The organism is Sphingomonas sp. S-NIH.Pt3_0716 (assembly GCF_003950715.1).
Lineage (GTDB): Bacteria > Pseudomonadota > Alphaproteobacteria > Sphingomonadales > Sphingomonadaceae > Sphingobium > Sphingobium yanoikuyae_A.
The window spans coordinates 40,980-64,338 of sequence record NZ_QLJK01000028.1; the positions used below are offsets into that span (position 1 = coordinate 40,980).

19 protein-coding genes and 2 pseudogenes are annotated in these 23,359 nt (G+C 62.7%); 7 read left to right on the top strand and 14 right to left on the bottom strand.

The genetic code is table 11. The features are described 5' to 3' along the window. Positions 1-34: 34 nt before the first annotated feature. Positions 35-460: pseudogene (locus tag BRX37_RS20160) on the top strand (IS5 family transposase); the annotation flags it as partial. Here BRX37_RS20160 and BRX37_RS20165 read toward each other — a convergent pair. From BRX37_RS20165 to BRX37_RS20175, 3 genes are all read right to left on the bottom strand, one after another. Then, positions 427-1,401, bottom strand: a complete 975-nt coding sequence (locus BRX37_RS20165; RefSeq protein ID WP_318276808.1) for a phosphoadenosine phosphosulfate reductase domain-containing protein — start codon at positions 1,399-1,401, stop codon at positions 427-429. The pseudogene BRX37_RS20160 and the gene BRX37_RS20165 sit on opposite strands and share 34 nt — an antisense overlap. Before the next feature lie 147 nt (positions 1,402-1,548). Then, on the bottom strand, positions 1,549-2,193 hold the full coding sequence (locus tag BRX37_RS20170; protein ID WP_125989039.1) for a hypothetical protein: 645 nt from the start codon (positions 2,191-2,193) through the stop codon (positions 1,549-1,551). A 61-nt stretch (positions 2,194-2,254) separates the two neighbouring features. Further along, positions 2,255-3,265, bottom strand: coding sequence for a deazapurine DNA modification protein DpdA family protein (locus BRX37_RS20175; protein WP_125989041.1), 1,011 nt, complete (start codon positions 3,263-3,265; stop codon positions 2,255-2,257). 67 nt (positions 3,266-3,332) lie between these two features. Between BRX37_RS20175 and alkB the strand changes: the two genes are divergently transcribed. Both alkB and BRX37_RS20185 read left to right on the top strand, forming a co-directional pair. After that, complete coding sequence (gene alkB, locus BRX37_RS20180) at positions 3,333-3,971, top strand: DNA oxidative demethylase AlkB (protein ID WP_125989043.1); 639 nt, start codon at positions 3,333-3,335, stop codon at positions 3,969-3,971. 68 nt (positions 3,972-4,039) lie between these two features. Further along, positions 4,040-4,528 (top strand): hypothetical protein, encoded by a 489-nt coding sequence (locus BRX37_RS20185; RefSeq protein WP_125989045.1) that lies wholly within the window; start codon positions 4,040-4,042, stop codon positions 4,526-4,528. Here BRX37_RS20185 and BRX37_RS20190 read toward each other — a convergent pair. The 5 genes from BRX37_RS20190 to BRX37_RS20210 form a co-directional block, all read right to left on the bottom strand. After that, complete coding sequence (locus BRX37_RS20190) at positions 4,517-5,038, bottom strand: thermonuclease family protein (protein WP_125989047.1); 522 nt, start codon at positions 5,036-5,038, stop codon at positions 4,517-4,519. The two genes, BRX37_RS20185 and BRX37_RS20190, sit on opposite strands and share 12 nt — an antisense overlap. Then, positions 5,038-5,226, bottom strand: coding sequence for a hypothetical protein (locus BRX37_RS20195; protein ID WP_318276805.1), 189 nt, complete (start codon positions 5,224-5,226; stop codon positions 5,038-5,040). Before BRX37_RS20195 ends, BRX37_RS20190 begins: the two co-directional genes overlap by 1 nt. A 52-nt stretch (positions 5,227-5,278) precedes the next feature. Further along, a complete protein-coding gene (locus BRX37_RS20200) occupies positions 5,279-5,887 on the bottom strand; it encodes a DUF6927 domain-containing protein (RefSeq protein ID WP_125989051.1) in 609 nt (202 codons plus the stop codon). A gap of 32 nt (positions 5,888-5,919) precedes the next feature. Then, positions 5,920-6,873, bottom strand: a complete 954-nt coding sequence (locus BRX37_RS20205) for an ArdC family protein (RefSeq protein WP_125989053.1) — start codon at positions 6,871-6,873, stop codon at positions 5,920-5,922. Positions 6,874-6,992: 119 nt separating this feature from the next. Further along, positions 6,993-9,119, bottom strand: a complete 2,127-nt coding sequence (locus BRX37_RS20210; RefSeq protein ID WP_125989055.1) for a ParB/RepB/Spo0J family partition protein — start codon at positions 9,117-9,119, stop codon at positions 6,993-6,995. Positions 9,120-9,272: 153 nt separating this feature from the next. On the opposite strand from BRX37_RS20210, the gene BRX37_RS20215 reads away from it, so the two are divergent. Continuing rightward, complete coding sequence (locus tag BRX37_RS20215) at positions 9,273-9,863, top strand: hypothetical protein (protein ID WP_125989057.1); 591 nt, start codon at positions 9,273-9,275, stop codon at positions 9,861-9,863. A 28-nt stretch (positions 9,864-9,891) separates the two neighbouring features. Here the strand turns inward: BRX37_RS20215 and BRX37_RS20220 are convergent. Beyond that, positions 9,892-11,727: pseudogene (locus BRX37_RS20220) on the bottom strand (strawberry notch C-terminal domain-containing protein); the annotation flags it as partial. Positions 11,728-11,886: 159 nt separating this feature from the next. On the opposite strand from BRX37_RS20220, the gene BRX37_RS20225 reads away from it, so the two are divergent. Further along, positions 11,887-13,191, top strand: coding sequence for a hypothetical protein (locus tag BRX37_RS20225; protein WP_082737013.1), 1,305 nt, complete (start codon positions 11,887-11,889; stop codon positions 13,189-13,191). On the opposite strand, the gene BRX37_RS20230 is transcribed toward BRX37_RS20225, so the two are convergent. The 5 genes from BRX37_RS20230 to BRX37_RS20250 all read right to left on the bottom strand — a co-directional run bounded on the left by BRX37_RS20230 (position 13,181) and on the right by BRX37_RS20250 (position 20,180). Next, a complete protein-coding gene (locus BRX37_RS20230) occupies positions 13,181-14,197 on the bottom strand; it encodes a tyrosine-type recombinase/integrase (RefSeq protein ID WP_019053426.1) in 1,017 nt (338 codons plus the stop codon). The genes BRX37_RS20225 and BRX37_RS20230 overlap by 11 nt on opposite strands. Next, on the bottom strand, positions 14,194-15,108 hold the full coding sequence (locus BRX37_RS20235) for a tyrosine-type recombinase/integrase (RefSeq protein WP_019053427.1): 915 nt from the start codon (positions 15,106-15,108) through the stop codon (positions 14,194-14,196). Before BRX37_RS20235 ends, BRX37_RS20230 begins: the two co-directional genes overlap by 4 nt. Beyond that, positions 15,102-16,649, bottom strand: a complete 1,548-nt coding sequence (locus BRX37_RS20240) for a tyrosine-type recombinase/integrase (RefSeq protein ID WP_026149763.1) — start codon at positions 16,647-16,649, stop codon at positions 15,102-15,104. The genes BRX37_RS20235 and BRX37_RS20240 overlap by 7 nt, the downstream gene beginning before the upstream one ends. Positions 16,650-16,794: 145 nt before the next feature. Beyond that, positions 16,795-19,248 (bottom strand): strawberry notch-like NTP hydrolase domain-containing protein, encoded by a 2,454-nt coding sequence (locus tag BRX37_RS20245; RefSeq protein WP_125989061.1) that lies wholly within the window; start codon positions 19,246-19,248, stop codon positions 16,795-16,797. A gap of 77 nt (positions 19,249-19,325) precedes the next feature. Beyond that, entirely contained in the window at positions 19,326-20,180 is an 855-nt protein-coding gene (locus BRX37_RS20250) for a DUF7146 domain-containing protein (RefSeq protein WP_125989063.1), read from the bottom strand. A 580-nt stretch (positions 20,181-20,760) separates the two neighbouring features. On the opposite strand from BRX37_RS20250, the gene BRX37_RS20255 reads away from it, so the two are divergent. Both BRX37_RS20255 and BRX37_RS20260 read left to right on the top strand, forming a co-directional pair. Then, complete coding sequence (locus BRX37_RS20255) at positions 20,761-21,909, top strand: replication initiation protein (RefSeq protein ID WP_206434195.1); 1,149 nt, start codon at positions 20,761-20,763, stop codon at positions 21,907-21,909. A 169-nt stretch (positions 21,910-22,078) separates the two neighbouring features. After that, a complete protein-coding gene (locus BRX37_RS20260; protein WP_125989065.1) occupies positions 22,079-23,284 on the top strand; it encodes an AAA family ATPase in 1,206 nt (401 codons plus the stop codon). Positions 23,285-23,359: the final 75 nt, after the last annotated feature.

The following is a 23,359-nucleotide window of genomic DNA, read 5'->3' on the forward strand; positions in this document are numbered from 1 at the left end:
ACGGTTCGGTTAAGGGGCGGGCCATCCATAAAGGGGGACTTCGGGCCAGGCCATTGGCCGCTCTAAAGGCGGCATGACGACCAAGATACTGGCGCTCACTGATGCCTTGGGCAACCTGGTGCGCTTCCGTCTGATGCCAGGCAATCGCTTCGATAGCGTCGGTGTTGCGCCGTTGATCGAAGGCGTGGAGTTTGGCGCATTGCTTGCCGACAAGGCTTTCGACAACAACGACATCATTACCGATCTCAACGAACGCGGGGCCGGGATCGTTATCTCTCAGCATCCGCGCCGTGCCATACCCATCCCGCTTGACGCCGAAATGTACAAATGGCGGCACCTGATCGAGAACTTCTTCTGCAAACTCAAAGAGTTCAAACGCATCGCCATGCGCGCCTGCAAAACCGACAGCAGCTTCGAGGCCATCATCTACCTCGCCGCAGCCGTCATCAACTCTCGATGAATCCCCACGGGCCTAAAAATGGGGCGCCTGGCCGCCGCGATGTCCTCGGCCTCGGCGCGGGTCGGTAGACGCGGTGGCCAACCTTTCACAAACCGGAGACCGAAGGGCATTGCGCCCTCGAGCCTGCGCCGTTCGCGCTGATCGGCCTTGGCGCGCATGATGTCCGATTGGAGCGCGGTCGGAAGTAGCCGGGGCGCGACATCGGCAAGCCAGCGCGCCGGCTGAAAGGGAAAGGTCGAGCGCGCTTCAATACCGACCAGCTCCCGGTAGATTTGGGCATTGGACGGCGCGGCAGCGGAGGCTTTGAGGTCATGAAGCGACGCGAAGATGCAATAGCGGCACGAAAGTCGCGTCGATCCCCAGATCGTGTAGGCCTCGTGAAGCGGAATGCCGAGGACGTCGTGTGCCAGATAGACGTCGTCGCTCGTCCAGTCCGCGATCGGATACCACAAGGTCATCCGCGTGCCGTGACGATTGCCGGCCTTGGCGTAGCGCAGGTCCGCCTTGGCGACGGGCGTCGAAGCCCGGTTGTGGCTCTCGTCGCGACGAAGGCCCAGGACAGATATGATTTGCTGCCCCTGCAGCATCCGGGCGATGGTCGGACCGATCACCGCCGACTTCATTTCGGACTGGCAGAAGCGGAGCGAGGCGGACGACCAGGGACCGATCAGGTTGTAGGTCTCGAACGCCTCGTACCGGCGCTTGCCGCTTTCGAAGCGCTGGTTCCATCGATCGATGAGGTCGCCCGCCGCGCGGCGCACGACGGTCAACGGTATGCCGGCCGAGGCTGCGAGCCGATCGACGATCGCCGGGGTCGCTGCCCATTCCGCGCGGCCGAGATCGGAGTGGATCGCGATGCGGCGATCTCGAGGGTGACCGAGAAGGTCGAGATAGAGGTTCACCGCGAACATCGCGGCGCTCGAATCCTTGCCGCCCGACAGGTTGAAGACAACTCAGGCGCCGGCGACGAGAGCGGCGACGATCTCTGGGCTGATGGCAAGTATGGGAAGCTGCGGCGCGACGTTGGCCGCGGCAGTTCGCGAATGATGGATCATGTGGGACTCCCACAGGTGATGGCGGGCGTGCGATCAGGCGAACAGCCGGTCCGACCGGCCGACGGGGGGCGACAAGCGAAGGTCGTTCCGCAGCTTGGCGGCGAAGCGATCCGGCGTGAGCAGGTCGGTCACCGACGCGAAATGATTGCGCTGGCCACAATAGTCGGTGCGGCCGTTGACCCGGCGGTAAAGTACTTCACGACCGTGGCCGAGCCCACCGAGCGACAACTGGACATAGGCTTCTTCGCCGTGCAGCGTGACCTCGCCAGATACCGCCGGCCCGCCCTTGTTGGAGCGGACCTCGAAGCTCTCAGCTTCCAGCCCCAAGGCTTCGGCAAGCCGGCGCAGCGCGCTGCGTCCCTCGCTATGGAAGGTGCGCTTCGCGGCCTCGTCATAGGCGACGCCCCGATAGGCGAGCGTTCGCAGAACCGGATGACGCCGGATTTCGGCAATCTCATCCACGCAGGCGCGGCGCAGTGCGATGGTGCCGGGCCGGGCGTCGCAGATCGCACCGAGATGGCGCACGAGCAGCACCACGGCCGCATCGAGTTCAGGATCCTTGCCGGCGTTTCGGCAGTCGGTGATCGCCGCGCCGATCGCGTGCAGCCCAGCAGCGATAGTGGTGAGCGCGCTGGGATCGAGCGCCTGCTGATGGCGCATCGCAACGTCGTAGTTCATGGGGAAGGCCTCCGGTCTCAAGCGCAAATCCGCTCGGCCAGCCCCTCCCCTCTCTTCTCTCTCAGCCTCGGCGATGGCCTCGGTAGAGATCAGCCGCCCATTGCTCGATCCAGGGAGCGGTGATCTCATCATGATCGAGCTCTCCGGTCTTGATGAGCTCACGGATTTCTGCGCGCGCCTGTGCGATTGCCGCTTCCCAAGGATCGCTGGGCTGCGGGTCCAGGACCTGCCGCGCTGCATGAGGCAGACGCCGGGCCGTCTTGGCGAGGCGCGCGTCCTGTGCGCGCACCCATCGCTCGAGATGGTCGGCGACAAAGGCATCCGACTTGGAGATGCCACCGCAATGGGCGGCGCGCCGTGCGCCCACGCCGTAGGCTTGGCTATCTATCGAGGCGATTCGGTGTGCGAATGGAAGGAGGTAGGGCAACGCCGTGCCCTTGACGCCGAAGGCGTGCAACCGGACGCCGGCCGGTAGGATCTGGTCGAGATGATCGACGACGGCGGCGAGACCTTCAGGCCCGTGGATGTCGCGCCGGCACATGCTCCCGATGCCGATCAGCGCGCCGGGTTTGATGGAGCGCCACAGAGCATCGACGCAGCGTTCATAGTCGGTCGGTCGGCGACCCTGGATGACTGGCATCAGCGTGTCGGCAATGCCCTGGTCCTCGGCGAGGCGTCGACAATCAAGATTGGCGCGGATGGTGCGCGCCAAACGGTCGTCGACCTCGTCGCGGTCGCGAGCGATCTCGGCCTCGACACAATAGTCGGCACTCGCCCACCAGCGAAACGGATAGGCTGCAGCCAGCGCCACATAGTCGGCGAGCGACCAGGGGAAGCCGCCGTATTGCGCCGCCGCGACGAACCCAGCCGAATCCAGGCACAGAGCTTCGAGACCACGGGCATTCTGCAATTGCCCGAGCCCCCAACCTGCCCATTCGCGCCATCCCCTACGCGTCGACCAGCGTGAAAGGCCGTCGGCGGAAATGAGCGCCGGGCGGCGGAGTGTGCACGCGCGATCGAGGATCGGCCCTTGACTGAGATGCGGCAAACCGATGATGATCTCGATCGACATTGCGGGGCGCTCCCTTGCGCGCAGCCGGGTTTGACCGCGCCTCTTGTTCTCATTACGTTCCGACAGAATGAGCGACCTCTTCGCCTTCGATCGCCGGGACGCGGAGCTTGACGATGGAGCGGTGCTGCTCGCCGGTTTCGCGCTTCCGGTCGCGGACACACTGGTGAGCGCGATTGAGGAGATCGCTGCGATCGCTCCCTTTCGCCATCTCGAGACCCCGGGTGGGGGGCGCATGTCGGTGGCGATGACCAATGCCGGTCGGTTGGGTTGGATCTCGAACCGTCGCGGCTATCGATATGGGGAGGCCGACCCGCTAAGCGGGCAAGCGTGGCCATCGATGCCAGCGGCGTTCGTCGATCTGGCGAGCAGAGCTGCGGCAACGGCAGGGTTCGACGGATTTGCGCCGGAGGCCTGTCTCATCAATCGCTATGAGCCGGGCGCGAAGCTCTCGCTCCATCAGGACCGGGATGAGCGCAACCTCGATCAGCCGATCGTGTCGGTGTCCCTCGGTGTGGATGCGACATTCCTGTGGGGCGGCCAGCGCCGCAGAGACCGGCCGCGCCGGATCACCGTGCGTCATGGCGACGTGGTCGTTTGGGGCGGAGCGGCCAGGTTGACCTACCATGGCGTGGATACGCTCAGGCACAGCGAACACGCGCTGACTGGGGCGTTGCGGTACAATCTGACGTTTCGACGGGCAGCCTGAACGCCAGCGCAGCAGCAGTTGACGGCGCCCGTTGTTCATGATATGTTCCGTATCGCAGGAGGATTGCCATGCGAACGTCGACTTTTCGGAACCGGTTTGACCTCGACATCGCGCTGCGCGATGCGGCGCTCGACGAGTTGAACCGACCGACGCGGCGCATGATCGCCAATGCCGCGATCGGGATGGACGTCGAGGACGCCTATTACTCAGTCCGTGAGCTGAGGGAGGCAGTGAGCTGGGTCCACGAAGGCGTGCCCGCTGCAAAGGCAAAGCTGTCTGCAATCCTTGCTAGCGATGGATCGGACGATTTTCAACGCTGCGTCTATTTCTGCCTCGCGGGACGCGGGGTGGTCGCGATGCTCGACGATCTCGAGTGGCTCGAAGATCTGCTGGAGCGACGCGGCCGTGTCGCGGGCGAACAAAAGCGCCTCGGCGAGACGCGGATGCCGCTCACGAACCCCTATGTGGCGGACGCGCCGGATGGCCCGTTGATTTCGTTCGACAGCACGTTCGAACAGGGACCCTCCTGGTGGGCCGATCCATCGCTAACGGCCTGACGGGCGGCGTTCGCATGCAAGGCGCTCACCGCCCCGCCATCGTGACGGATCGATCCAGGTGCCCCTGAACGCCCCTGCCCGGCTGGCTTTTGCCTGAGCGAAAGCGGCGCTGTAGCGCGAGGCGCGCTGCGGGTCCGCCCGAAGATACTGTGTTGCGGGAACAGCGAGGCCGGCCCGGATCAGGCGCTCGCCGAGATCAGCGCCGTCGACGGTGACGATGGCGACTGGCCGACCATAGGAACTGGTTGGAGTAAGGCGGATGGTGGCTGTCTTGTCGCGCAACGCCCTCGCGGAGAAGTCCTGCGCGGCCTTGCCGCACTCCCAGCAGCCAGATGCCATCTGGCAAAGCTGGCGCCGCTCGAAGGCATCGACGCCCAGCAGCCGAAAGTCGACCGCGACCGTGTCACCATCGAGCGCACGCGTCTTCGCATCGAATGTTTGTGTTTCCGCCGGCGAACAGGCCGCAGCAATCGCGAGGGCGGCCAGACGAGTTGCGAATGCGCGCGGCATCAAGAAACCATCTCCACCACGACATGATCGTCGAATGCCGGCGACGTCGACACCCGAAAGGGTTGCAGCGGATTGCCAGTCAGAACGATACTGACGCGGCCAGGGCGTTCGTCGAACAGCCGGGAAGCAACGCGATCAGCATTCTCACGGCTGCAGAGCAGCAGCCGCTTTGGCGACAGGGCGGACATCGGGACGGACATGACTGATCCTCTTCGAGCTGCATGATACCGTGACGTCGGCTCAGGCAAAGATCGTCTTGTGGACCTTGGTGACGGGGACGATGTCCCAGCGGCTCTGCATGAAGTTCCGGATCCGGTAGCGACCGTGTCCGTCCGGATCGCGGAAGCTGAGACGTCTGCCCCGGCGCTCGACAATGAACTCCTGCCCGGTATGGCCGTCGGTGAAGGAAAGTGGCTCCGCGAACCTGACGCGATCGCCGTCGGCAACCTTGCGGCTGCGGCGGGCCAGGTTCTCGGAACATCGCCGGCGCCAGTCGAGGGCGAACTCCTTGTCGGTTGGCGTAAGCAGATCGAGAATATGCTTGGGGCACTCTGCCGCATTCGGCCCCATGCTCTCGGTCATATCCTTGTATCCGAACTGCTCGCCGGTTGTGCTGCGATGATTCCAGGCGAGCAGGCAGACTACCGCGAACACGTCGCCGCCGATTCCGTTGGTCATTACCTGAACCGCGGCATAGTAGGTGCGGTTCTTGGGGCATGATGACGCGAGCACCCGAAGGCCAGCCGTGCCCCCGTCGACCGACCGGCTATAGGTGAACTGGTCATCGAGATAGGCTTTGGCCGAGGTATGTCCGCCCATCGAGCGGAAGGGCATTGTGAGCCATCCCATGGATCGTCTCCTTGTTTTATCGATGAAGAGGCTCAGGCGGCCTCGGCGAGCGGTTCGATGTCAGCGGCTACGACATGGTCGGGCGCCGCGTCAGGCGAGCTATCGCTAAAGCCGAGCAGGTAGTTGAACGCCTGTTCGGCCTTCGACGCGGCGTGAATGATGGCCGTCTTGTCGAAGCGCAGAATCCCCAACCAGTGGGCGACATAGCTGGCATGATTGTCATGCAGCTCGTTCGGCAGCCCGAGATGGGCGCACACGAGACCGCTGCCGATCTCGGCGACGAGTTCCTCGAAGGCGTAGGCCTTGTCGCCAAACCGTTTGCCGAAGGTCCGCGCGAGGCGTGCGGTCCCGCCAGACCAGTGCGTCGTCTCATGTGCGCGGACCGACGCATAATGATCCATCGACTTGAACGACCGCGGGTGCGGCATCTGGATGTAATCGAGGGTTGGCTGGAAGAAGGCACGATCGCCGCCGTGGCGGACGTCGGCGGGGATCGCGTCGAAGAACGCGTCGATCCCCGACTGCCGGATCGAAGGGTCAATCGGCGCGGGATCCTCGGCCGCCGGATAATAATAGGCGGGAAGACCGTCGATCTGATCCGCATTGAAAACGATGTAGTGGCGCAGGAAGCGGATGTTCTTCGTGCTTTCGGCACCGGTCACCGGGTTCGCTTCGGTCTTCTTGAAGCTCGAATAATAGACCGATAGCGATCCGTGTTCACCGCGACGGACAACCCCGCCAAGTGCCTCGGCCTGGCGATAGGTCATCCAGTAGCGCGACCGACAGCCGTTGGCGTCGGCGATCGCCCAGAGGTACACGGTGTTGATGCCGGTGTACGGCGTGCCGCAATGCCGCAGGGGCCGGCCTCCAGCGCCCGTCACCCGCCAAGGACGGCTCCAAGGGAGGACGCCTTCTTCCAGTTTGCGGATGATGAGATTGGTGATCTCGGCCGCGACATCGCGGCTTGGCTTTTGGTTGGGGCGCATGGGACAACTCCGATCGCGAGGTCGAAAGAGACCGTCGGCGCGACGCGCGCACCGACGGTCGATCTGGTCTTGTCGGTGAAGTCGGGACCGCCGCGCGGGCTGCCCCGACACCGGGTTGGTCAGGCGGCGATTGCCTCATCGGCGTCGACCGGCGCGACCAAGTCATCGCTTGTCTCGGCGTCCTCGGCCCCGGCCATGCCGTCGTCCGAAGCACCGCCATCATCGCCTTCGGTGGGATCTGCGGGGGCCGTGTTGTCGTGATCCAGGAAGCGCATGGCGTTCGGAACCCAGGCAAGGGCCGCCTCCTTGACCTCGGGCTCGACGATCGTCTCGCCGGCGAAGAGCTTCTGACAGCTCTCCGAGATCTCGGTCTTCTTGAGCGAGGCATGTCGGACCGTGAGGGCCGGTCCGCCGACGTCGGTCAGCAGGGTCAGAATGCTGCCCTTGTTCACCCGGTCGAAGAAGTTGTCCGAGGTGGGCCGCCACCAGCTTGCGACATCGATTTCGAGGATGGAGGCAAGGCGGTTCTGGAGCGGGATTTGCTCGTTCGACATCCCGGGTTTCGCCTCGAGCGACAGCGCGACGATATAGGCGAGCCAGTTCGCCTTGCTGTCGTCGTCGAGCGCGCGGAACGCCTCAAACCGCTCGACCTCGTTGTCGCGCTCTGTCCATGTCGCATCGAGCCCGTCGTGCGCCTCCGCGAGATATTCGCGCGCGCGCGAAGTCGGCATGTCTCCCGTGACGGGATCCTGCGGGCCGCCCGCGCGGATCGTCGTGCCGTACCGGGTGGAGCTGGAGCTGTATCGGCTCGGCGAGGTCGTCCGCGCGTCGACCATGACGAACAGTGCATAGTCGAGTGCCAGGGCAGGCTGAGCGAGCAGGCAGGATGCGAGGATGTCGCGCCGCTGGATCGCGAGTTCATCGTAGAGGCGGGCGCTGAGCGGTTTGCCACCCGGTGCCACGGCCTCGGGACGATAGGTGGGCGCGGCCGGGCCGCTACCGCCGATGCGGAACCCACCGCTCGAATAGCGATCGGCACCATCATCACCCTCGCCATCGGCCGTCTCGTCGCCGCTGGCGGGCCTCTCGATCAGGATTTCGTGCTCGCTGTAATACTGCGTGTCGAGACGCATCTCGCCCTGCGGCGTCAGGAGCAGGAACGCGCCGACATGCGCCTTCAGCTCCTCGGGCAGAACCGGAGCACGATTCTCGATCGCTTCGGCCTCGGCGATCAGGCGATCATCTTCCTGGTCGAATGCCTTAAACTCGTCCTCGGTGAGGGACTCGTCCTGCATCTCGCCCTCTAGATAGATCCGACGTTCTTCGATCTCGACCAGGCGGGTGGCCTGCTCCTCGGTCAACTCCGGCTGCTGGAGGATCGCACGGTACAGACCGTGCGCCGCGTTGTGCGCATAGTTGCTGGCAATCGAGCGGATCCAGGCGAGCCCGGTTTCCTCACCGATGCGCTTGGCTTCGGTCTCCATGATCTCGCCGGCGAGCCGATGGGCGATCTCGGGATCGATCCAGCGGTCGTTGCCGTCGGTGAACAGGTCGCCGTCGACCTTGCCGCCCGCTTCGCAGTAGCGGCCCTCGCCGACGAGCATCGCGATCGGATCGTTCGCCTTAAGCGACTCATTGGCGATGACGCGGCGGATCGTGTCGGCAGTCACATGGCTGTGCTGGTAGCTGGACCAGACGAGCAGCTGCTTCTCCTGGTTCTCGGTCGACGCGTAGGCCTTGGCGATATCGAGCGTGATCTCGCTTTTGCTGAGCGCCTCGAAAATCGGCTCGGCCAGCGAAGCAAGTCGCAGCCGGCCCTCGACGAACCGGCGCGTCACGCCGAAGCGCTTGGCGACCGCGTCAATATCGCCGCTCTTGCCGATGAAGTGCTGGAATGCGCGGCACTCTTCCGCCGGCGTCATCTTGAGCTGGTGGAAGTTCGTGGCGGTCGACGTCTCGGAGAGCTCGGCGTCGTCGCCGGTCAGCACCATGACGGGCACGTCATACTCGCTATCGACGATGGTGCCGCGCTGAACGAGCAGTTGCATCGCGCGCCAGCGACGGCCGCCGTCGAACACCTCATACGTGCCGCGGGGCTTCTTTGCGGGCGTAACCAGCAGGTTCTGCAGAACGCCCTTGGCCTCGATGCTGGCGGCCATGGGTTCGATCTGCAGCTGCTCGTCGGGCGCAGTGCGGACATTGATCGGCGAAAGCCGAAGCTTGTTGAGCTTGATGGTCTGGATCACTGGGGTAACTCCTCGTGGCATCCGGCGAAATCCGGACACCCACCCCCGCTCCCCCTCCCCTCTCTCCCTGGGCCGATCAGGGGTCGTGCAATTTTGACGCGCAGTGCGCGCAATGCAGGTTACGAAGGACAACGATGGTTTGGGGGATCTGCCATGGACTGGGACCGAGTGAATGTTTGGACGAGCACGCTCTACACGCTCATCCATTCGCTAAGTCTGGCGCGAGAGCAGGAGTTCGGCGCGTTGGAGACGCTGTCCGACCGTATAGTCGAAGCCGAAAGCTGGCTTCCAAAGGGTTGGTCGTACAATTCCGTCCTCGCCGCTCAGCCGATGGGGCGAAACAAGGTCGTCTTCAGGCGTGACCCGAACAAGCATTTCGAGGGCATTGCGCGCCAGGTCGTTCAGATGCTCATCCAAGATCTGGTCGTGATCCTCGACGGAATGATGGACGACATTCTTACGGCTCGCTCCGAGACCGCTGGACCCTTTCCGCAATCAAAAGTCGAAAAGCTGGCGACGCACCTCGACCCCCAATACGAATGGTCGAAGCAAGGTTGCCTTGAACTGATCGCGGCCCGAAATGTCTTGTGCCATGCCGGTGGGCGGTGGAACGAGAAGTCGATCAAGATCGTCAGCACGTTCGTCGTCCCGCCGCCCAAAGACGGTGAGCGGCTCGAAATCGGGTTCGTGCCGCTGTTCCAATTCCGAAAGGCGATGCGAACCTTCCTCAACGAGGTGAAGTAAGCTAGCCATCGGGTGCCGCAGCCCGGCCTCACTTCAATATTTGATCCAGTAGCTCCGCCGCGTCGGAGAGCGGCAGGAACACGCGCGTCCGGTACTGGATGACCTCGGTGAAACAGCCCATGGTTTTCAGCCAGGGCAGCTGCTGCGGCGGAGCACCGACCAGTTCGATGCGCGGCGACCCGTTCACGAGCGCGCGCTTAATCGTCATGGGGAATGGCCGTGCGAGGTCGACACTCCGTCCGGACAATGCGGACTTGGCGATGTCAGCCGGAGGCAGGTTCTCAGCCCGATCGATGCCGAGCTTCGTGAAGAGCTGCACGACGTGGTCGTCGAACACCAGACGACCGAGCCAGCTGTTGCCGGCCTCGTCGGCGATGCGGTTCACGACGAGATGGTCACTCGGGAGTGCAGACCAGATTGGCAGCAGCAATCCGGTCGCCAGGCGGATCGTCTCGGTATCGACCTTGGTGGCGGCGTCAGCCGCTTCCTCTGTCCACTTGGCCGAAAAGCTGTCGCGGTCGATGATTGTCCAGGCGCTCTCGAACAGCTCGTCCTCACGCATATACTCTCGCCGGGTGGGCCGCATGAGTTCGAAGCGGGGAATAGGCGTGCCCTCTTTCTCCTCCATTAGCGAGCGCGCCCGGGTCTGCAGCGCGACCATGCCGGACTTGCCGTTGATCAGGAACTGCGCGGTCGCATCATGTTGGGCGATGTGGAGGATCCGTTCGAGCGACACTGGAATGCGCCGTCGTGCGATCTCGATCGTGAGGAGATGCGAGGTCGCTCCGCTGACGGGGTCTGTCCGCAGCAGCGTGTCGTCGACCAGCGTGGCAGTATCGACCAGAACCGTCTCCACGCCGATATCCAGACGACCCGCATCGCGCGCTGCAGAGACGCGAGTCTCCACGAGCGATAGAAACTCGTCGAAGATGCTGTTCTGCAGGCCGATCGGCAAGGCGAGGATGCGATTGAGCCACCGCTGAATGGGCGGAAGCTCGTTTTTTAGCACGCCGTCCTTGTCGCAAAGCTCCAGACTGGTCCGCCGTTCGAATTCCGCGTGCGAAACGCTTTTCAGTTTGCCCCGGACGAGAAGGTGGAACCAGCTGACCAGTGCCGCGCAGGCATATTCGCTTTCGAGATTGTCGGCGGGATCGAACAGGTTCTGCCCCCCAGTCTGTCGTTGACCTCTGGTCAGCGCGCCGAGACTATCGAGCCGGCGAGCGATAGTGCTGGTGAAGCGCAGTTCGCCTTTGCAATCGGTGGTCACGGGTCGGAAGAGCGGCGTGCTGGCCTGATGCGTGCGATGCGTGCGGCCAAGGCCTTGGATTGCGCGATCGGCGCGCCATCCCGGCTCGAGGAGCAGGTGAACGCGCTGCTCCTGGTTCGGCACGTCGAGGGAGGCGTGATAGGATCGCCCCGTTCCGCCAGCATCCGAGAAGATGAGCGTGCGCTTCCGGCCGTGCATGAACGCGGAAGCTTCGGCCTGGCTGGTCCTCGTCGAACGGGTCTCGAGCTTCTGCCGGCCGTCCCCGGTCGAGACTAGGCGCTTGGTTCGCCCGGTCACCTCGGCGACATTGTCATGGCCGAACTGCTCAAGGAGACCATCGAGCGCCGACACGATCGGCGGTAATGCGCAGAGCTGCTCGATCAGCGCGGCGCGCGCCGCCTCCGCTTCCGGGTTGTGGACAGGATTGCCGGCCTCGTCCTCCATCGGAAGCGAGCGCTGGGCGCCCGTATCGTCGGTGAAGACCCGCATCTGCCGGGTGGGGAAGGCTCGCTCGAGATAGTCGATCACATATTCTTTGCAGTCGCAGTTTATGTCGAGCGTGGCGGCGGGAGGCGCAGGTTTCCTTCGGTTTTCCATGATTTCACTCCAGATAATTGCCTGACAAGGTTGAATGCTGGGGCCGTTAGGATTGTCGGCACCGCTGGAATGGTGCAGGTTGTAGAAAATCCCCGAGGCAGTCGTTCGTCGCTTTCAATCGAGGTCCCGATGCAAGGCTGTCCGCCATGGAGATCTGCCATGCCGAACAAACTGCCCAAGCGCCCCATTATCGTTTTTCTCGCAGGGATTTTTCTGGGCTTGCCCGGCGTCGCAGGCGCAGTGACATTGACGTCATTAAAAGGCATGGATCTCGAAGGAAGCTATGGCTCGTATGCGCCGCGTGGCGATTGCTCTCGAGGGGCGAGCCTTGAGATCAACGAAACCGGCTTTACTTTCAAAGCGTCTGGTCAGACTGTAAAAAGCACCCGGTTTGAGTACGCGGCTTCGTTTCTTGGCCCGACCTATGAAGGCGTTAGCGCGGTCTTTTTTCCTTTTCCTGTCAATGCCAACGATTTCGGACGCGTGATCTTGACGGTCAATGACGACGAAAAGCGAGGCGTAGTCCGCCTTGAAGCAGACGTCGCGCCTGGACAGCGCCTGGATCCGTTCAAGTCAGCGCTCGTGTCGCAATCCCCACTGCTCTTGTGCAAGGGGTCTGGGCCGGCATCTGCTGCTTCAAAAGCACCTCTGCAAGCAAGGCCAGTCTTGGGAAAACCGACGCCGCTAGCCTGGACCAATCTTGCGAGTTCCATAGGAAAATTCCAAAGTGATTCCGATCCCAACGGAATAGATCTTTTGACAAGTGGTCCGATAGCTGACGCGATACGTTCGCGTTTGGGCCGCAAAATAGACCTGCTGGCCAGCAATCTTTCGGCGATATCCGGTCTCCAACGACAAGGATCTCTCTATTGGGTTACGGGAAATGCGCCGCATCAAGGCGGTGTAGAGCAAGCCTATGTTTTGCTTGATGCAAATCGCCGTGCTGTTCAAATTGGCCTTTGGGAAAAGGGAAAGTTGACGGTCTATGCGCCTCAAGGAGGCCGCTTGCCCGTGCCCCAGGACATTGCTCGCCTGCTTATGGACAGCCCACCTGAGGACGCAGTGCCGCTGCCTGGGACTGCTTGGGAGGTCGTGCCGGTCCAAGGTCGCGCCCCAATGGCCTATGTCGATGTAGCTGCTTCGCCAAACATCAAGTCGTTTAGCCTGTTTTGTGAAGGCAACCGCCCCATGATGGCCATGCTCCTTAACAAGCCCGCGACGGTGCCGCGCGTTACGGTTACATGGAATTTTGCTGGTCGATTAATTGACATTCCGACCGGCCGCGCGAACGCTCAGAGCACGTTTTGGCAGGCCAACCTCACTGGTTCCCAACTCATTCCGATGCTTCTCCGTCAAAACGGTTCGGTTATGCTACGCATCAACGGCCGCCTCGAAGGCGAAGCTTTGTTGGCGGGAGCGCCACTGGCGCTTCGAACTGCGATGCGGACCTGTGTCAAATTTTGACATGACCTCCTGCACGTATTTCCTGAAGCATTGATAGTAGATCGTCGCTTTGCGGCTTGAAGCGCCCGGGCCTGATGGCGGGTGCGCCGTGAGCCGCGAGGATTTGCAGCTTCTCCTCGGGATCGGCGCGCAAATAGGTCTCGGTGCTCTGGATGCTGGCGTGGCCGAGCCACAATGCAACCTTGCGAATGTCCCCGGTCGCCGCGAGCGTGTGCATCGCACAGGAATGCCGCAGCACGTGCGGCGTAACCCGCTTGCCAAGGATCGACGGCTGCTTCGTTGCCGCGGTCTTGACGTGCTCGGCCAAACGGAACGCAAATCCGTCGCGGGTCATGGGCTGCCCGTTGGCATTGAGGAATATCTCGGCAGCTTGCGCGTCGGGCCGTATCGCAAGCCACGCGCGCAATACGAACTGGGTCTCTTTCCAGAGCGGCAGGACCCGTTCACGCCGACCCTTGCCCATGATGTGCACGGTGGACAGGGAGCGGTCCGGGAAATCGCGCAGCTGCAGCGTTACGAGTTCCGACACTCTCAGCCCGCCGGCATAGGCCAGATGCAGCATCGCGCGATCGCGGGTGCCAAGGCGTGTCCGGGGATCCGGGGCATCGAGCAAAGCCTTGATCTCGGCCCGGTCGAGGTAGTCGATCAGCGCCTTGTCGGTCTTCTTGGTCGGGATCGATCTGACGCGGAGGGCCAGATCCAGGCAGGCCGGAATCCGATACTCGATGTACCGGAAGAAGGACCGGATCGCGGCGAGCCTGCCATTGCGGGTCCGCACACAGCTGCCGCGCCCGGTCTCGACATGGTCCAGGAAAGCCATGATCATGTCGGGGCCGAGATCCTCGATCTCAAGATCGGTCGGCCGACGCTTCAGCCGATCGGCAGCGAACTGAACGAGGAGGACGAAGCAGTTGGCATAAGTCTTCACTGTGTGCGGGCTGACAGCACGTTCGCGTGGCAGATGCTCACGCAGGTATGCCGAGAGATGCGGAGCGAGCGCCGTCATGCCGCCTCTCCCCGGTAAAGCTGCTCGCTCGCAGCCGCAATGTCGCGCAGCAGCACCGGAGTGGCCTCGAGATACCAGTACGTGTTGGCGACCGACGCGTGCCCCAGATAGACACTGAGACCGGCCATGTGGTGAGCGATGGCCTCCCTGTCAGGTGGGCAGGACTCAAGGGAACGGACAGCGAAGGTGTGCCGCAGATCGTGGAGTCGCATGCCCGCCGTACCGGTTGGTCCACGATATCCGAGCTGCCGGGCCAATCTGACGAACACGACGTGGGCGCGCACCTTGTGCGGTGCCCGTCCCCGGATAGTGACGAACAGGTCGTTGCCCCTGGCCGCGTGCTTCTCGCGGAGGGCGAGATAGGCTTCGAGTGCTTGGCGCGTCGATGGCTGCAAGGCAATCAGCCGCTGCTTGCCAAACTTGCCGTTGCGGACGATCAGGCCATCCTCGACCAGATCTTTGCATTGTAATGCGAGGGCCTCGGAAATCCGGAGACCTGTCGCCGCCAGCAGCCCGAACAGGTAATGGTACGTGTGTGGGCTGATCGTGCCTTGGGGTGGAACGTCCAATGCAGCAGTCATGATCGCCCGCACCTGGTCCGGCTCAATGATGGTCGGCGTCGGGCGTGGCCGCTTGCCCCGACCGAAGACGCCGGCAGGCGGAACTTCGTGGCCTGAATCTTCGGCGTGAGCGAAAAGGCTGAAGTTACGTGCGGTGTCGAACCTCCGGCGGGCCACATATTGTGAGCTCGACGTATGGCACCAGTCGTAGATGCGCTGGACCTGAGTGTGCCGATCGCCGAAACCCCCGGCGTAGGCGGCGTACAGGCGCAGCATGCGTTCCTGTTCAGAGAACTTCAGCCCGAGGCTGCGATGCAGCGCCACGTATCTGGAAATGTGGATGTTCAGCATGACTGTTCTCCCGGCCAGGGCTGCGCGATCTTCATGAGCATCGGCAGATCGACCTTGGCGTAGATGGCAGTGGTCTCGGGCGAGCTGTGACGCAGGATGGTCCCGACGGACTCCAGGCCTGCGCCCGCGCGCAGCAGGTTGGTGGCAAGCGAATGCCGGAATATGTGCGACCCGGTCGGCACTCCTTCGATCCCACCGCGGTCGCGCGTACGAGCGACGATGCCCGCTATCTCAGCGGACGAGCGGAATGGCCGAAACGGTGCTTGTGCACGCAGGAACAGATGCTCTTCGGCGGCCTTCGGGCGGGCTGCCGCAAGATATGCCAGGATCGCGTCGCCAACATCCTGCGGCAATGGCAGGCGGTCCGGTCGACGCGTCTTGCCCTTGACCGTCAGGTGGCCGGATCGCCAGTCGATGTCGTCGAGACGCATGTTCTGAATATCGGCAGCCCGCAGGCCGAGCCTGGCGAGCAGGAGAATGATGGCCTTGTCCCGGACTTCCACCGGACGATCTGTCGGACAGGCCGCAATGATCCTCTCGATCGTTGCCGGGTCGACGTGGCGCGGCAGCGTCGAAAGGCGGTAGCGCTGTACTGATGGAACTGCATGCAACAATGCCGGCCGGCACTCGCCACGCACGACCAGAAACCGGATGTAGCTCCTCATTATCGTGACGAGCAGCGATGCCGACCCCGGCGTCTCCTTGCTTCGTCGTTGGAATGCGCTCCTGAGTCCGGCGGCATCCCATTGCGAAGGCTCGCCCAGCATTGGCATGAGCCGTCTGATATCGGTCCGGTAGCGCCGGATCGTCTCGTCCGTGGCGCCGCGGTGTTGCTTGAGCCATGCCAAGTAAGCCGACATGTGCGGGTCATCGTCCGCCACCGGTTCAACCAATGGGATGGCGCCCCGGCCTCGCAGGAACTCGACGAAGTGCCGTGCGCATCGCCGCCGCCGCTTGGTGCCCGTTGCGACCAACTTGCCCCGCTTGCGCCAGACCGGGCATCGGCAATCATGCGCTGCATAGTGGTCGATGATCGTGTCATCGATATCGATCCATTGGCGCCGCGCCATGCGAAGCCAGGCCACGAAATGCTCGGCCTCGGACCGATAGGCCTGTGCCGGTCCCTCGGCAAGTTGCAGGCGATCGATCGCATCGGAATAGTCGGCGAGGTGCCGTGGCAGATCGTCGATCCCGTCGTCGACTTCGACGTAGCCTTGATCTTCCAGGAACCGGACGAAGCGCCTGACCCTTGCTGCTTGGTCAGCCTTGTAGTGCGCTTGCTGCGCCGAATACCGGTGGCACCGGCACCCATGCTTTTCGAACCGCCGGACAGCCCGATCGTCAATCGTGCGGATGGCGATCCTATGCAGGCCCAGCCAATGCAGGAAATGGCGGACCGCCGCGCCATACAGAACCGCACAGCCTGACTTCTCGTCGAGCGACTGAGAGGAGAGGAATGTGGTGAGAAGGGTGCCGTGACTGGGCGGGTCTTCGACCCGGAGCGGGGCCGCTCGAAACGGCAATGATGATCTTGATCGCATGTTGGTTCCTTCGACTTGTTGAGGTCGAGGGAACCGTAATTATCTGGAGTGAAATCATGGAAAACCGAAGGAAACCTGCGCCTCCCGCCACCACGCTCGACATAAACTGCGACTGCAAAGAATATGTGTAATGTTGAGCTCAACATTAGAGGAACTCGCGCGGGGACAGGTCGATCTCGAGTTCGGCCCGCTCGTCGGGGCTGAGCGCCCCTAGTCGGCGGTCGAGAATGGACTCCGCCGTTGTCACAAGCTGCAGCACGACCGACTGCTTCTTCGCCAGATGCTCCCTGACGGCCGCGATCACGGTCGGGAGCTTCATCGACAAGAGAACCTGGCCGAAGAAGCGCTGCTTAGTCGATTCAAATCTGGACCGTGCCGAAGCCTTGGCGCCGCTATTGAGGGTGGCGTTCTCCAACCCATCGACCACTCCGGTGAGTTCGAGTGCCCTCTCCATGTTCTGGAGGATGATCGACCATGCCTCGGCATAGGTGTCGTAGATCTCGATCTGCGCGTCGGTCAGCTCGTGTCGGAGGATTTCATATTCGACCCCGGCAAAGCTGAGGGCGCGCGCCATGTAGAGGCCGGTCGCCTTCAGATCTCGCGCAACCAGCTCCATCGCGGCAATGCCGCCCTTTCGGATGCTGCTGATGAACTGCTCGCGATCGGCGAACGCGGTTTCGGGGCCCCACAGACCGAGCCGCACCGCATAGGCAAGATTGTTGACGTCAGAAGCGCCAGTCGCCGAGGCATAGAGGACACGCGCGCCGGGGAGCTGGTTTTGCAGGAGAACGCCGCATATGCCTTGCTGCGAACCCTCTTTGGCGCCGAGAGCCCCCTCCCCGCCCGCAACGCCGCCCATTTCGTGCGCTTCATCGAACGCGATGACGCCTTCGAAATCGGAACCGGCCCAGTCGACGATCTGCTTCAATCGACTGCTGTTGCCGCGCATCGAACGCAGGGTCGGATATGTGACCAGAAGAACCCCCTGATCGAGCTTGATCGGCTCGTCGATCTTCCAGTTGGAGACAGGCTGAATGTCGCCGGCAACGCCACCGAGCGCGGTCCAGTCCCGCCGGGCATCCTCCAGAAGAGGTGCGTTCTTGGTGACCCAGATGTTCCGACGGCGGCCTTGTAGCCAGTTGTCGAGAATGCAGGCTGCGATCTGGCGACCTTTACCCGCTCCGGTGCCGTCGCCGAGGAAGAAGCCCTTGCGAAAAGGCGCGCCGTCTTCTGTGAGCACAAGGCCGACGCCTTCGTTGTCGGGCTTGAAACGTCCCGGCAGCGTCTGGCTCCAGGCATGCCCGGCGTAGACAACGGTCTCGAGCTGAGACGACGACAGGAGCCGCTCGATGACCGTGCGCTCGGGCAATGACGGAACGTAGGTCGGGATCGGCGCCGGGATCGACCCCATTGCTACGGATTCGACGAGCGCGGTGGGGTGTTCGCCCGCCTTATCGAAAACGATGCGGCTCGGCCGATACGGCAAGTAGACGCCGGATTGTTCGAGGAGCGGTGCCGGAATTTCCAGTCTGGCATAGTCGACCGGAAGGACGTCGTTGCGGACGGGGGCATGATACCTGCGAGGCTGCGGCCGGCTGCTTTTGACGGCCCGAAACATCGAGATGCCGGTCGATCGCTTGGGCGGCGCAGCGGGAGGATCTGCGCGCAGGTGAGCGCGATCGGGGATCGTCAGGACATTCAGGAGATCCGCAACCGATGATCGCTGGATGATTGCGGGCGGAGACGCGCCTGGCACCTTGTCGATAACGAACAGGCGGACGGCGATTGAGGTGCCGTGCTTCAGGTAGCATTTTTCGAGACGGATCGCGGTTCGAACGGTGACGTCGCGGAGCACCGTTTCATACTGGTCGCGCATCCGAGCACTCGGGCCGAACCAGTCGGGCATGATCGCGACGAGTCGGCCACCGGGCTGGAGGCGGCGGAGCGCTGCCTGCAGATGGCGCACGGCGGCAAAATCGTCAGCGCCGCGACCAAAGGAGCGCGAAAAGGGAGGGTTCATCAGGATCAACGATGGCCGGGCGCTGTTCGCCAGGGTCGAGTTGATCGTTGCACCATCATGGCCCGATATCGCGGCATTTGGGAAGATGGCGCTCAGCCTGTCGCGCCGCGCGGGGTCTAGCTCGTTCAGCTGGAGCGCCTCGTGATGGCCGATCTGTGCGACGAGCAGACCGTTCCCGGCGCTCGGCTCCAGGATGATGTCGTCGGACTGGACGTTGGCGAGGAGCGCAGCCACAGCCGCGATGTCAGCCGGCGTCGAAAACTGCTGCCATTCGAGCTGTTCTTCGCTGCGAACCGTCTGGGTGGGCAAGCGACTCATGAGCTCGATGATCGGCGCGACATCGCTGAGCGATGCGAGTTGGTGGCCTGCCTGGCGCAGGTGGAGCGCGAGCGCATGTTCGAGGACTTCAAAGCTCGTGCGCTGGGTCCAGCGCCCCTCGGCGTCGGAGCCGCCATAGCCGAAGGTCATCGCCTCGTTCAGTATACGCCGTGTGACGGGTTCGCCCGACGCGATATGCGGTAGCAGATGTCGTGCGGCGGAGCGATCGGCGGCATCGGCCGAATGGAAGAGGTCGGACATTTAGGATCTCCTGCGTGGCTGCCCCCTCGGCAGCATCACGCCCTCGATCCCCCCTCCCCTCCTCCGGCGGCGGGACGTTATCGGCGGCCCCGTCGAACCAGTGCGTCGAGGAATTTCGCCCAGTCCTTATGGCCTGCTGGGGGTGGCGCCCGCTCGATCGTCAGACCTGGTCGGCGATAGCGTTCTTCGGCCTTGTCGGCTGCGCGGCCACCCTCGGCGTCGTTGTCCTCTGCGATCAGCAGTGACGTGACGCTGATCGGAATGGCGAGCTGGTCCAGTCGGCGAGCCCCCAGGGACGCCCAACAAGGGATGTGACGGAGTCTAGTGAAGGCCGCAGCGGTCTCGAAGCCTTCAGCAATTGCAAGGGTTGTCCCCCCTGCCCTCCCCCGCCACGCACCAGACAGCGGGACGCCCAGCATCACCTTGCGAAGATAGTCGCCGGTTCGCGGATCGATGAATATCCGTTGGATTGCCACAAGCTGACGGTTCTCTCGAACCGCGACGAGCAAGGCGGGCTGGAACACGGTCTTCGGTTTGGGAAGATAGGGGCACTGCGGATGGAAGCGGAGGTCCGGCGGCACTGGCATGAGGTTGCGTCGGCGTAGATAGCGTTCGGCCAGAGTGCCGCGCACATCGACGGCCTCTTCCCAGATCCGTTCGACGTTCACTGGCCGGCGATCCGATACGAGATCAGGCCTCGCATAGCGTTCGGTCGGACGGACTCGTCGCAGCTCACGCAAGACGTCGTCCCGCGAGCAGCCGGCGAAGCAGGTGACCAAGATACCGCGATCACCTTGACGGAGGGATAGGCTGGGTTCGCTGTCGTCATGCGCGGGGCAACGGCACATTGCGACATAGCCGGACCAGGTGCCCCCTAAGGTTCCGACGATATCGACGAGTTGCTGGTCGGGTCTTCTGGCTGTCAGAGGCATGGCTGCCCTCCCTGTTCGCCATGCTTCTCCCCCTCTCCTCCTTCAGCGCATCATGCTGCTGGTCGATGGGTGGCGCGACATCTCGCCTCTGCGAATCGGTCGATCCCTTCAAAAGAATCATCTTTAAAAACGCCGCTGCTCGCAGCGGGAGGATTCGTGATTCAAAAGATTCAGATTCGGGGGCCAAAAAACGGCGTCGTTACAGTAGGTTGAAACGAACTTCCTGACCGGACGGGGGAGTATGCCTGACCTGATGGGGGCTCTGACCTGTCCCGTTGGGGGGACTTACCTGACCGTTTGGGGCTATCCTGACTTCTTGGGGGCGACGGCGCTCGCGGGAAATTTGCTGCCGATCCGCAGCTCAGGTGACTGAAAACAGCGGCTGTTGGGGGCAATTTTCGGGGCTGCCTGACCCGAAACACGACTCGGCCGTTCTCCTCGGTTCCTTGGTCGATTCACCCCGATTCTATCCTGACCGATTGGGGGAGCCCAAATTCGATCTATCCTGACCTGACTTGACGTGAGAGGTCAGGTCAGGCAGCAAATGCGTTCAAGCACCGCCAATTGAACGTATTATTGCATGGAAAGCGACGCTGGCCAAATAGCTGAAGCAGTTGAGAACGAGGCGGAGGAAGCATCGCTCGGTCGAGCAATGCGTGTGGCCGCCGCGCTTAAAGCAAAGGGCGGTGACGAATTCGCTAAGCCCGGCAACATAATCGAGGTCAAATTCATCAAGGGCGAGTCGCTGAGCCTGACAGCGTCGCGACTATTGGCGCTCATGATCCTTACTGCTGGCGGCGACGCGTGGGAGGACCGCCCCCACAGAATGCGGAAGGCTGACATCCGGCGCGGCCACAAGGGCAACGAGCGGATCAGCGATATGCTCGAGGAGCTTCATCGCACGCTGTTCGCTGTCGATGACAAGTCCTGGCGCGGTAAGAAGGCAACGCTCCGGTTCTCGCTCATATCGCGATCGCGCGAAGAGTATGAGGAAGACGGCGGTGAGGCGGGTTGGATCGAATGGGAATTCACGCCTGATGCTCGCAAGCTTATCCAGGCATCGGAGACTTATGCGGTGCTCAACCGGCAGGCGGTCCTGGGTTTCAGGTCGAGCTACGCGCTGAAGCTGTATGAGCTTGGCGCGCTTCGGTTGCACCGCCGTCAGGCCACTTGGAAAGGCGACATGCAGTCGCTCCGGGCCGCGCTTGGCATTCCGCCTGAAGTCTACACGGATTTCGCACAGTTGCGCCGGAAGGTTCTCGAAAAGGCGAAGGCTGAGATCGATCAGCTGGCTCATTTCCGAGTAGAATGGCGGGAGACCCGTCAGGGGCGAACCGTCACGGAAATCGAGTTCCGGTTTGAGCCGAAGGGGGCGCCGGAAGTGATCGAGACGGTTGACGAACTCGACCGGCATTCCTCCGGACGGAAGGCCCGCCGTGATGGCTCGCTCGAAACCGTGTCGGTGCAGGGCGCGATCGCGGAGGCGACAAAGGCGCTCACCAAACACAAGGTTGAAGAGAAGTCTTTCCCTGTGGGTTCGCTCACCTACGGAGCCGATGAGTTTCGTGCGATTGCGCTGAGGCACGGTGGAGGTTGGTCGGTCGACATGATCGCGGAGGGTTACCGTCAGCATATGGGCACGCGGCTCGAGAAGCTCCGTGGAAAGAAGCTGATGGACTCGTGGACAGGTTTTTGTGAGAGCTGGGTTGGCCGGCGCGGGAAGCCCTGATTCAGAAAAATTGCACGCGTGCAATTTCTGCCTCCCCCACCGAGTCAGGATAGACTGACGGAGAGGATCGATCGGCCTAAATTGGCGTCTCGACTTTCGCAATTTCTGTTTTTCTTGACGTAAAAGCGCAAGTCGATGTACCACCTGCTCAATTGCGAAAGGTGGGCATATGGCTAACGGCCTCGAGATTGAGGAAGCCGAGCGTCTCGTCTCGGTTGCGACACTTGCGAGCCGCACTTCGTCGGTCCTCGAAAAGCTGCGGGATTCGGCCAAGAGCGCGCGCGCGGATGACCGGCGAGAGCCGACATTCACAATCAGTCAGGCCGCAGAGCTTGTCGGGCGAACGCCAGCAGCGATCCGAGATGCTGAGAAGGACGGGCGGCTTCCGGAGGCCTCACGAACCGACAACAACCGGCGCGAGCGATATACGCTGGCGCAGCTCAATGACATGCGCGGCGTGTTCGGCACCCGGCCGTACCGGGCACCGACGGATCCGTGTTGCGTCGTGGCCGTCCAGAACTTCAAGGGCGGTGTTGGGAAATCGACTGTCGCTGTCCATCTCGCGCAGTATCTTGCCATCCGGGGTTACCGCGTCGCGCTCATCGACTGCGATAGCCAGGCGTCGGCAACGACGCTGTTCGGCTACGTGCCTGACCTCGATCTCGACGAGGACGAGACCCTCTATCCGTTCCTTCGCGAGGACGAGCGGAAGTCGCTCGACTACGCGCTGCGCAAGACCCACTTCGACGGGCTGGAACTGATCCCGGCAAACCTGCGGCTGTTCAACTCGGAATATGAGTTGGCAGCGCGCATGGCGCGAGGCGACTTCGGGACGCTGCTCGAGCGCCTGAAGTTCGGCATCGACAGCATCTCCGATCGCTTCGACGTGGTGGTGCTCGATCCGCCGCCTGCGCTGGGGTCGATTTCGCTGTCGGTTCTTCGTGCGGCGAACGCGCTGGTGGTCCCGGTGCCACCAACCGTCATGGACTTCTCCTCGACCGCTGCCTTTCTATCGATGCTCGACGAGACCATCGAACAGCTGGCGGAGCGCGGGATGGCGCCGGAGCTTCAGTTCCTCCGGTTTGTCGGTTCCAAGGTCGACGATAACAAGTCGATGCAGCGCGAGCTCCTTAACCTGATGCGGACGCTGTTCGGCCATGCGATGATCCGCACGCCGCTCAAGGACTCGGCCGAGATCGACAATGCGACCGCGCGGCTGATGACGGTCTACGAGCTCGACGGGCCAGCAACGAGCCCTGCTGTTCGCAAGCGCTGCCTGGGTTATCTGGACGGCGTGAATGCTGAAATCGAAGTCGACATTCGGTCGATGTGGCCGAGCCACCAGGCCGCTCTACGCAAGGCTGCACTGGCATGAAACCGTCGCGTTGCACGCGTGCAATTTCGAGAAAAACGGAAAAATTGCACGCGTGCAATTTCGGTGGAGGGAGGC

Bases quoted from the DNA above. Each gene is read 5' to 3' on its own strand.
- BRX37_RS20175 (WP_125989041.1), bottom strand. From the start codon at position 3,265: ATGTCGATCGAGATCATCATCGGTTTGCCGCATCTCAGTCAAGGGCCG.
- BRX37_RS20250 (WP_125989063.1), bottom strand. From the start codon at position 20,180: ATGCCTCTGACAGCCAGAAGACCCGACCAGCAACTCGTCGATATCGTC.
- alkB (WP_125989043.1), top strand. From the start codon at position 3,333: ATGAGCGACCTCTTCGCCTTCGATCGCCGGGACGCGGAGCTTGACGAT.
- BRX37_RS20200 (WP_125989051.1), bottom strand. From the start codon at position 5,887: ATGGGATGGCTCACAATGCCCTTCCGCTCGATGGGCGGACATACCTCG.
- BRX37_RS20205 (WP_125989053.1), bottom strand. From the start codon at position 6,873: ATGCGCCCCAACCAAAAGCCAAGCCGCGATGTCGCGGCCGAGATCACC.
- BRX37_RS20235 (WP_019053427.1), bottom strand. From the start codon at position 15,108: ATGCTGAACATCCACATTTCCAGATACGTGGCGCTGCATCGCAGCCTC.
- BRX37_RS20225 (WP_082737013.1), top strand. From the start codon at position 11,887: ATGCCGAACAAACTGCCCAAGCGCCCCATTATCGTTTTTCTCGCAGGG.
- BRX37_RS20245 (WP_125989061.1), bottom strand. From the start codon at position 19,248: ATGTCCGACCTCTTCCATTCGGCCGATGCCGCCGATCGCTCCGCCGCA.
- BRX37_RS20215 (WP_125989057.1), top strand. From the start codon at position 9,273: ATGGACTGGGACCGAGTGAATGTTTGGACGAGCACGCTCTACACGCTC.
- BRX37_RS20170 (WP_125989039.1), bottom strand. From the start codon at position 2,193: ATGAACTACGACGTTGCGATGCGCCATCAGCAGGCGCTCGATCCCAGC.
- BRX37_RS20240 (WP_026149763.1), bottom strand. From the start codon at position 16,649: ATGCGATCAAGATCATCATTGCCGTTTCGAGCGGCCCCGCTCCGGGTC.
- BRX37_RS20230 (WP_019053426.1), bottom strand. From the start codon at position 14,197: ATGACGGCGCTCGCTCCGCATCTCTCGGCATACCTGCGTGAGCATCTG.
- BRX37_RS20195 (WP_318276805.1), bottom strand. From the start codon at position 5,226: ATGTCCGCCCTGTCGCCAAAGCGGCTGCTGCTCTGCAGCCGTGAGAAT.
- BRX37_RS20190 (WP_125989047.1), bottom strand. From the start codon at position 5,038: ATGCCGCGCGCATTCGCAACTCGTCTGGCCGCCCTCGCGATTGCTGCG.
- BRX37_RS20255 (WP_206434195.1), top strand. From the start codon at position 20,761: ATGGAAAGCGACGCTGGCCAAATAGCTGAAGCAGTTGAGAACGAGGCG.
- BRX37_RS20185 (WP_125989045.1), top strand. From the start codon at position 4,040: ATGCGAACGTCGACTTTTCGGAACCGGTTTGACCTCGACATCGCGCTG.
- BRX37_RS20260 (WP_125989065.1), top strand. From the start codon at position 22,079: ATGGCTAACGGCCTCGAGATTGAGGAAGCCGAGCGTCTCGTCTCGGTT.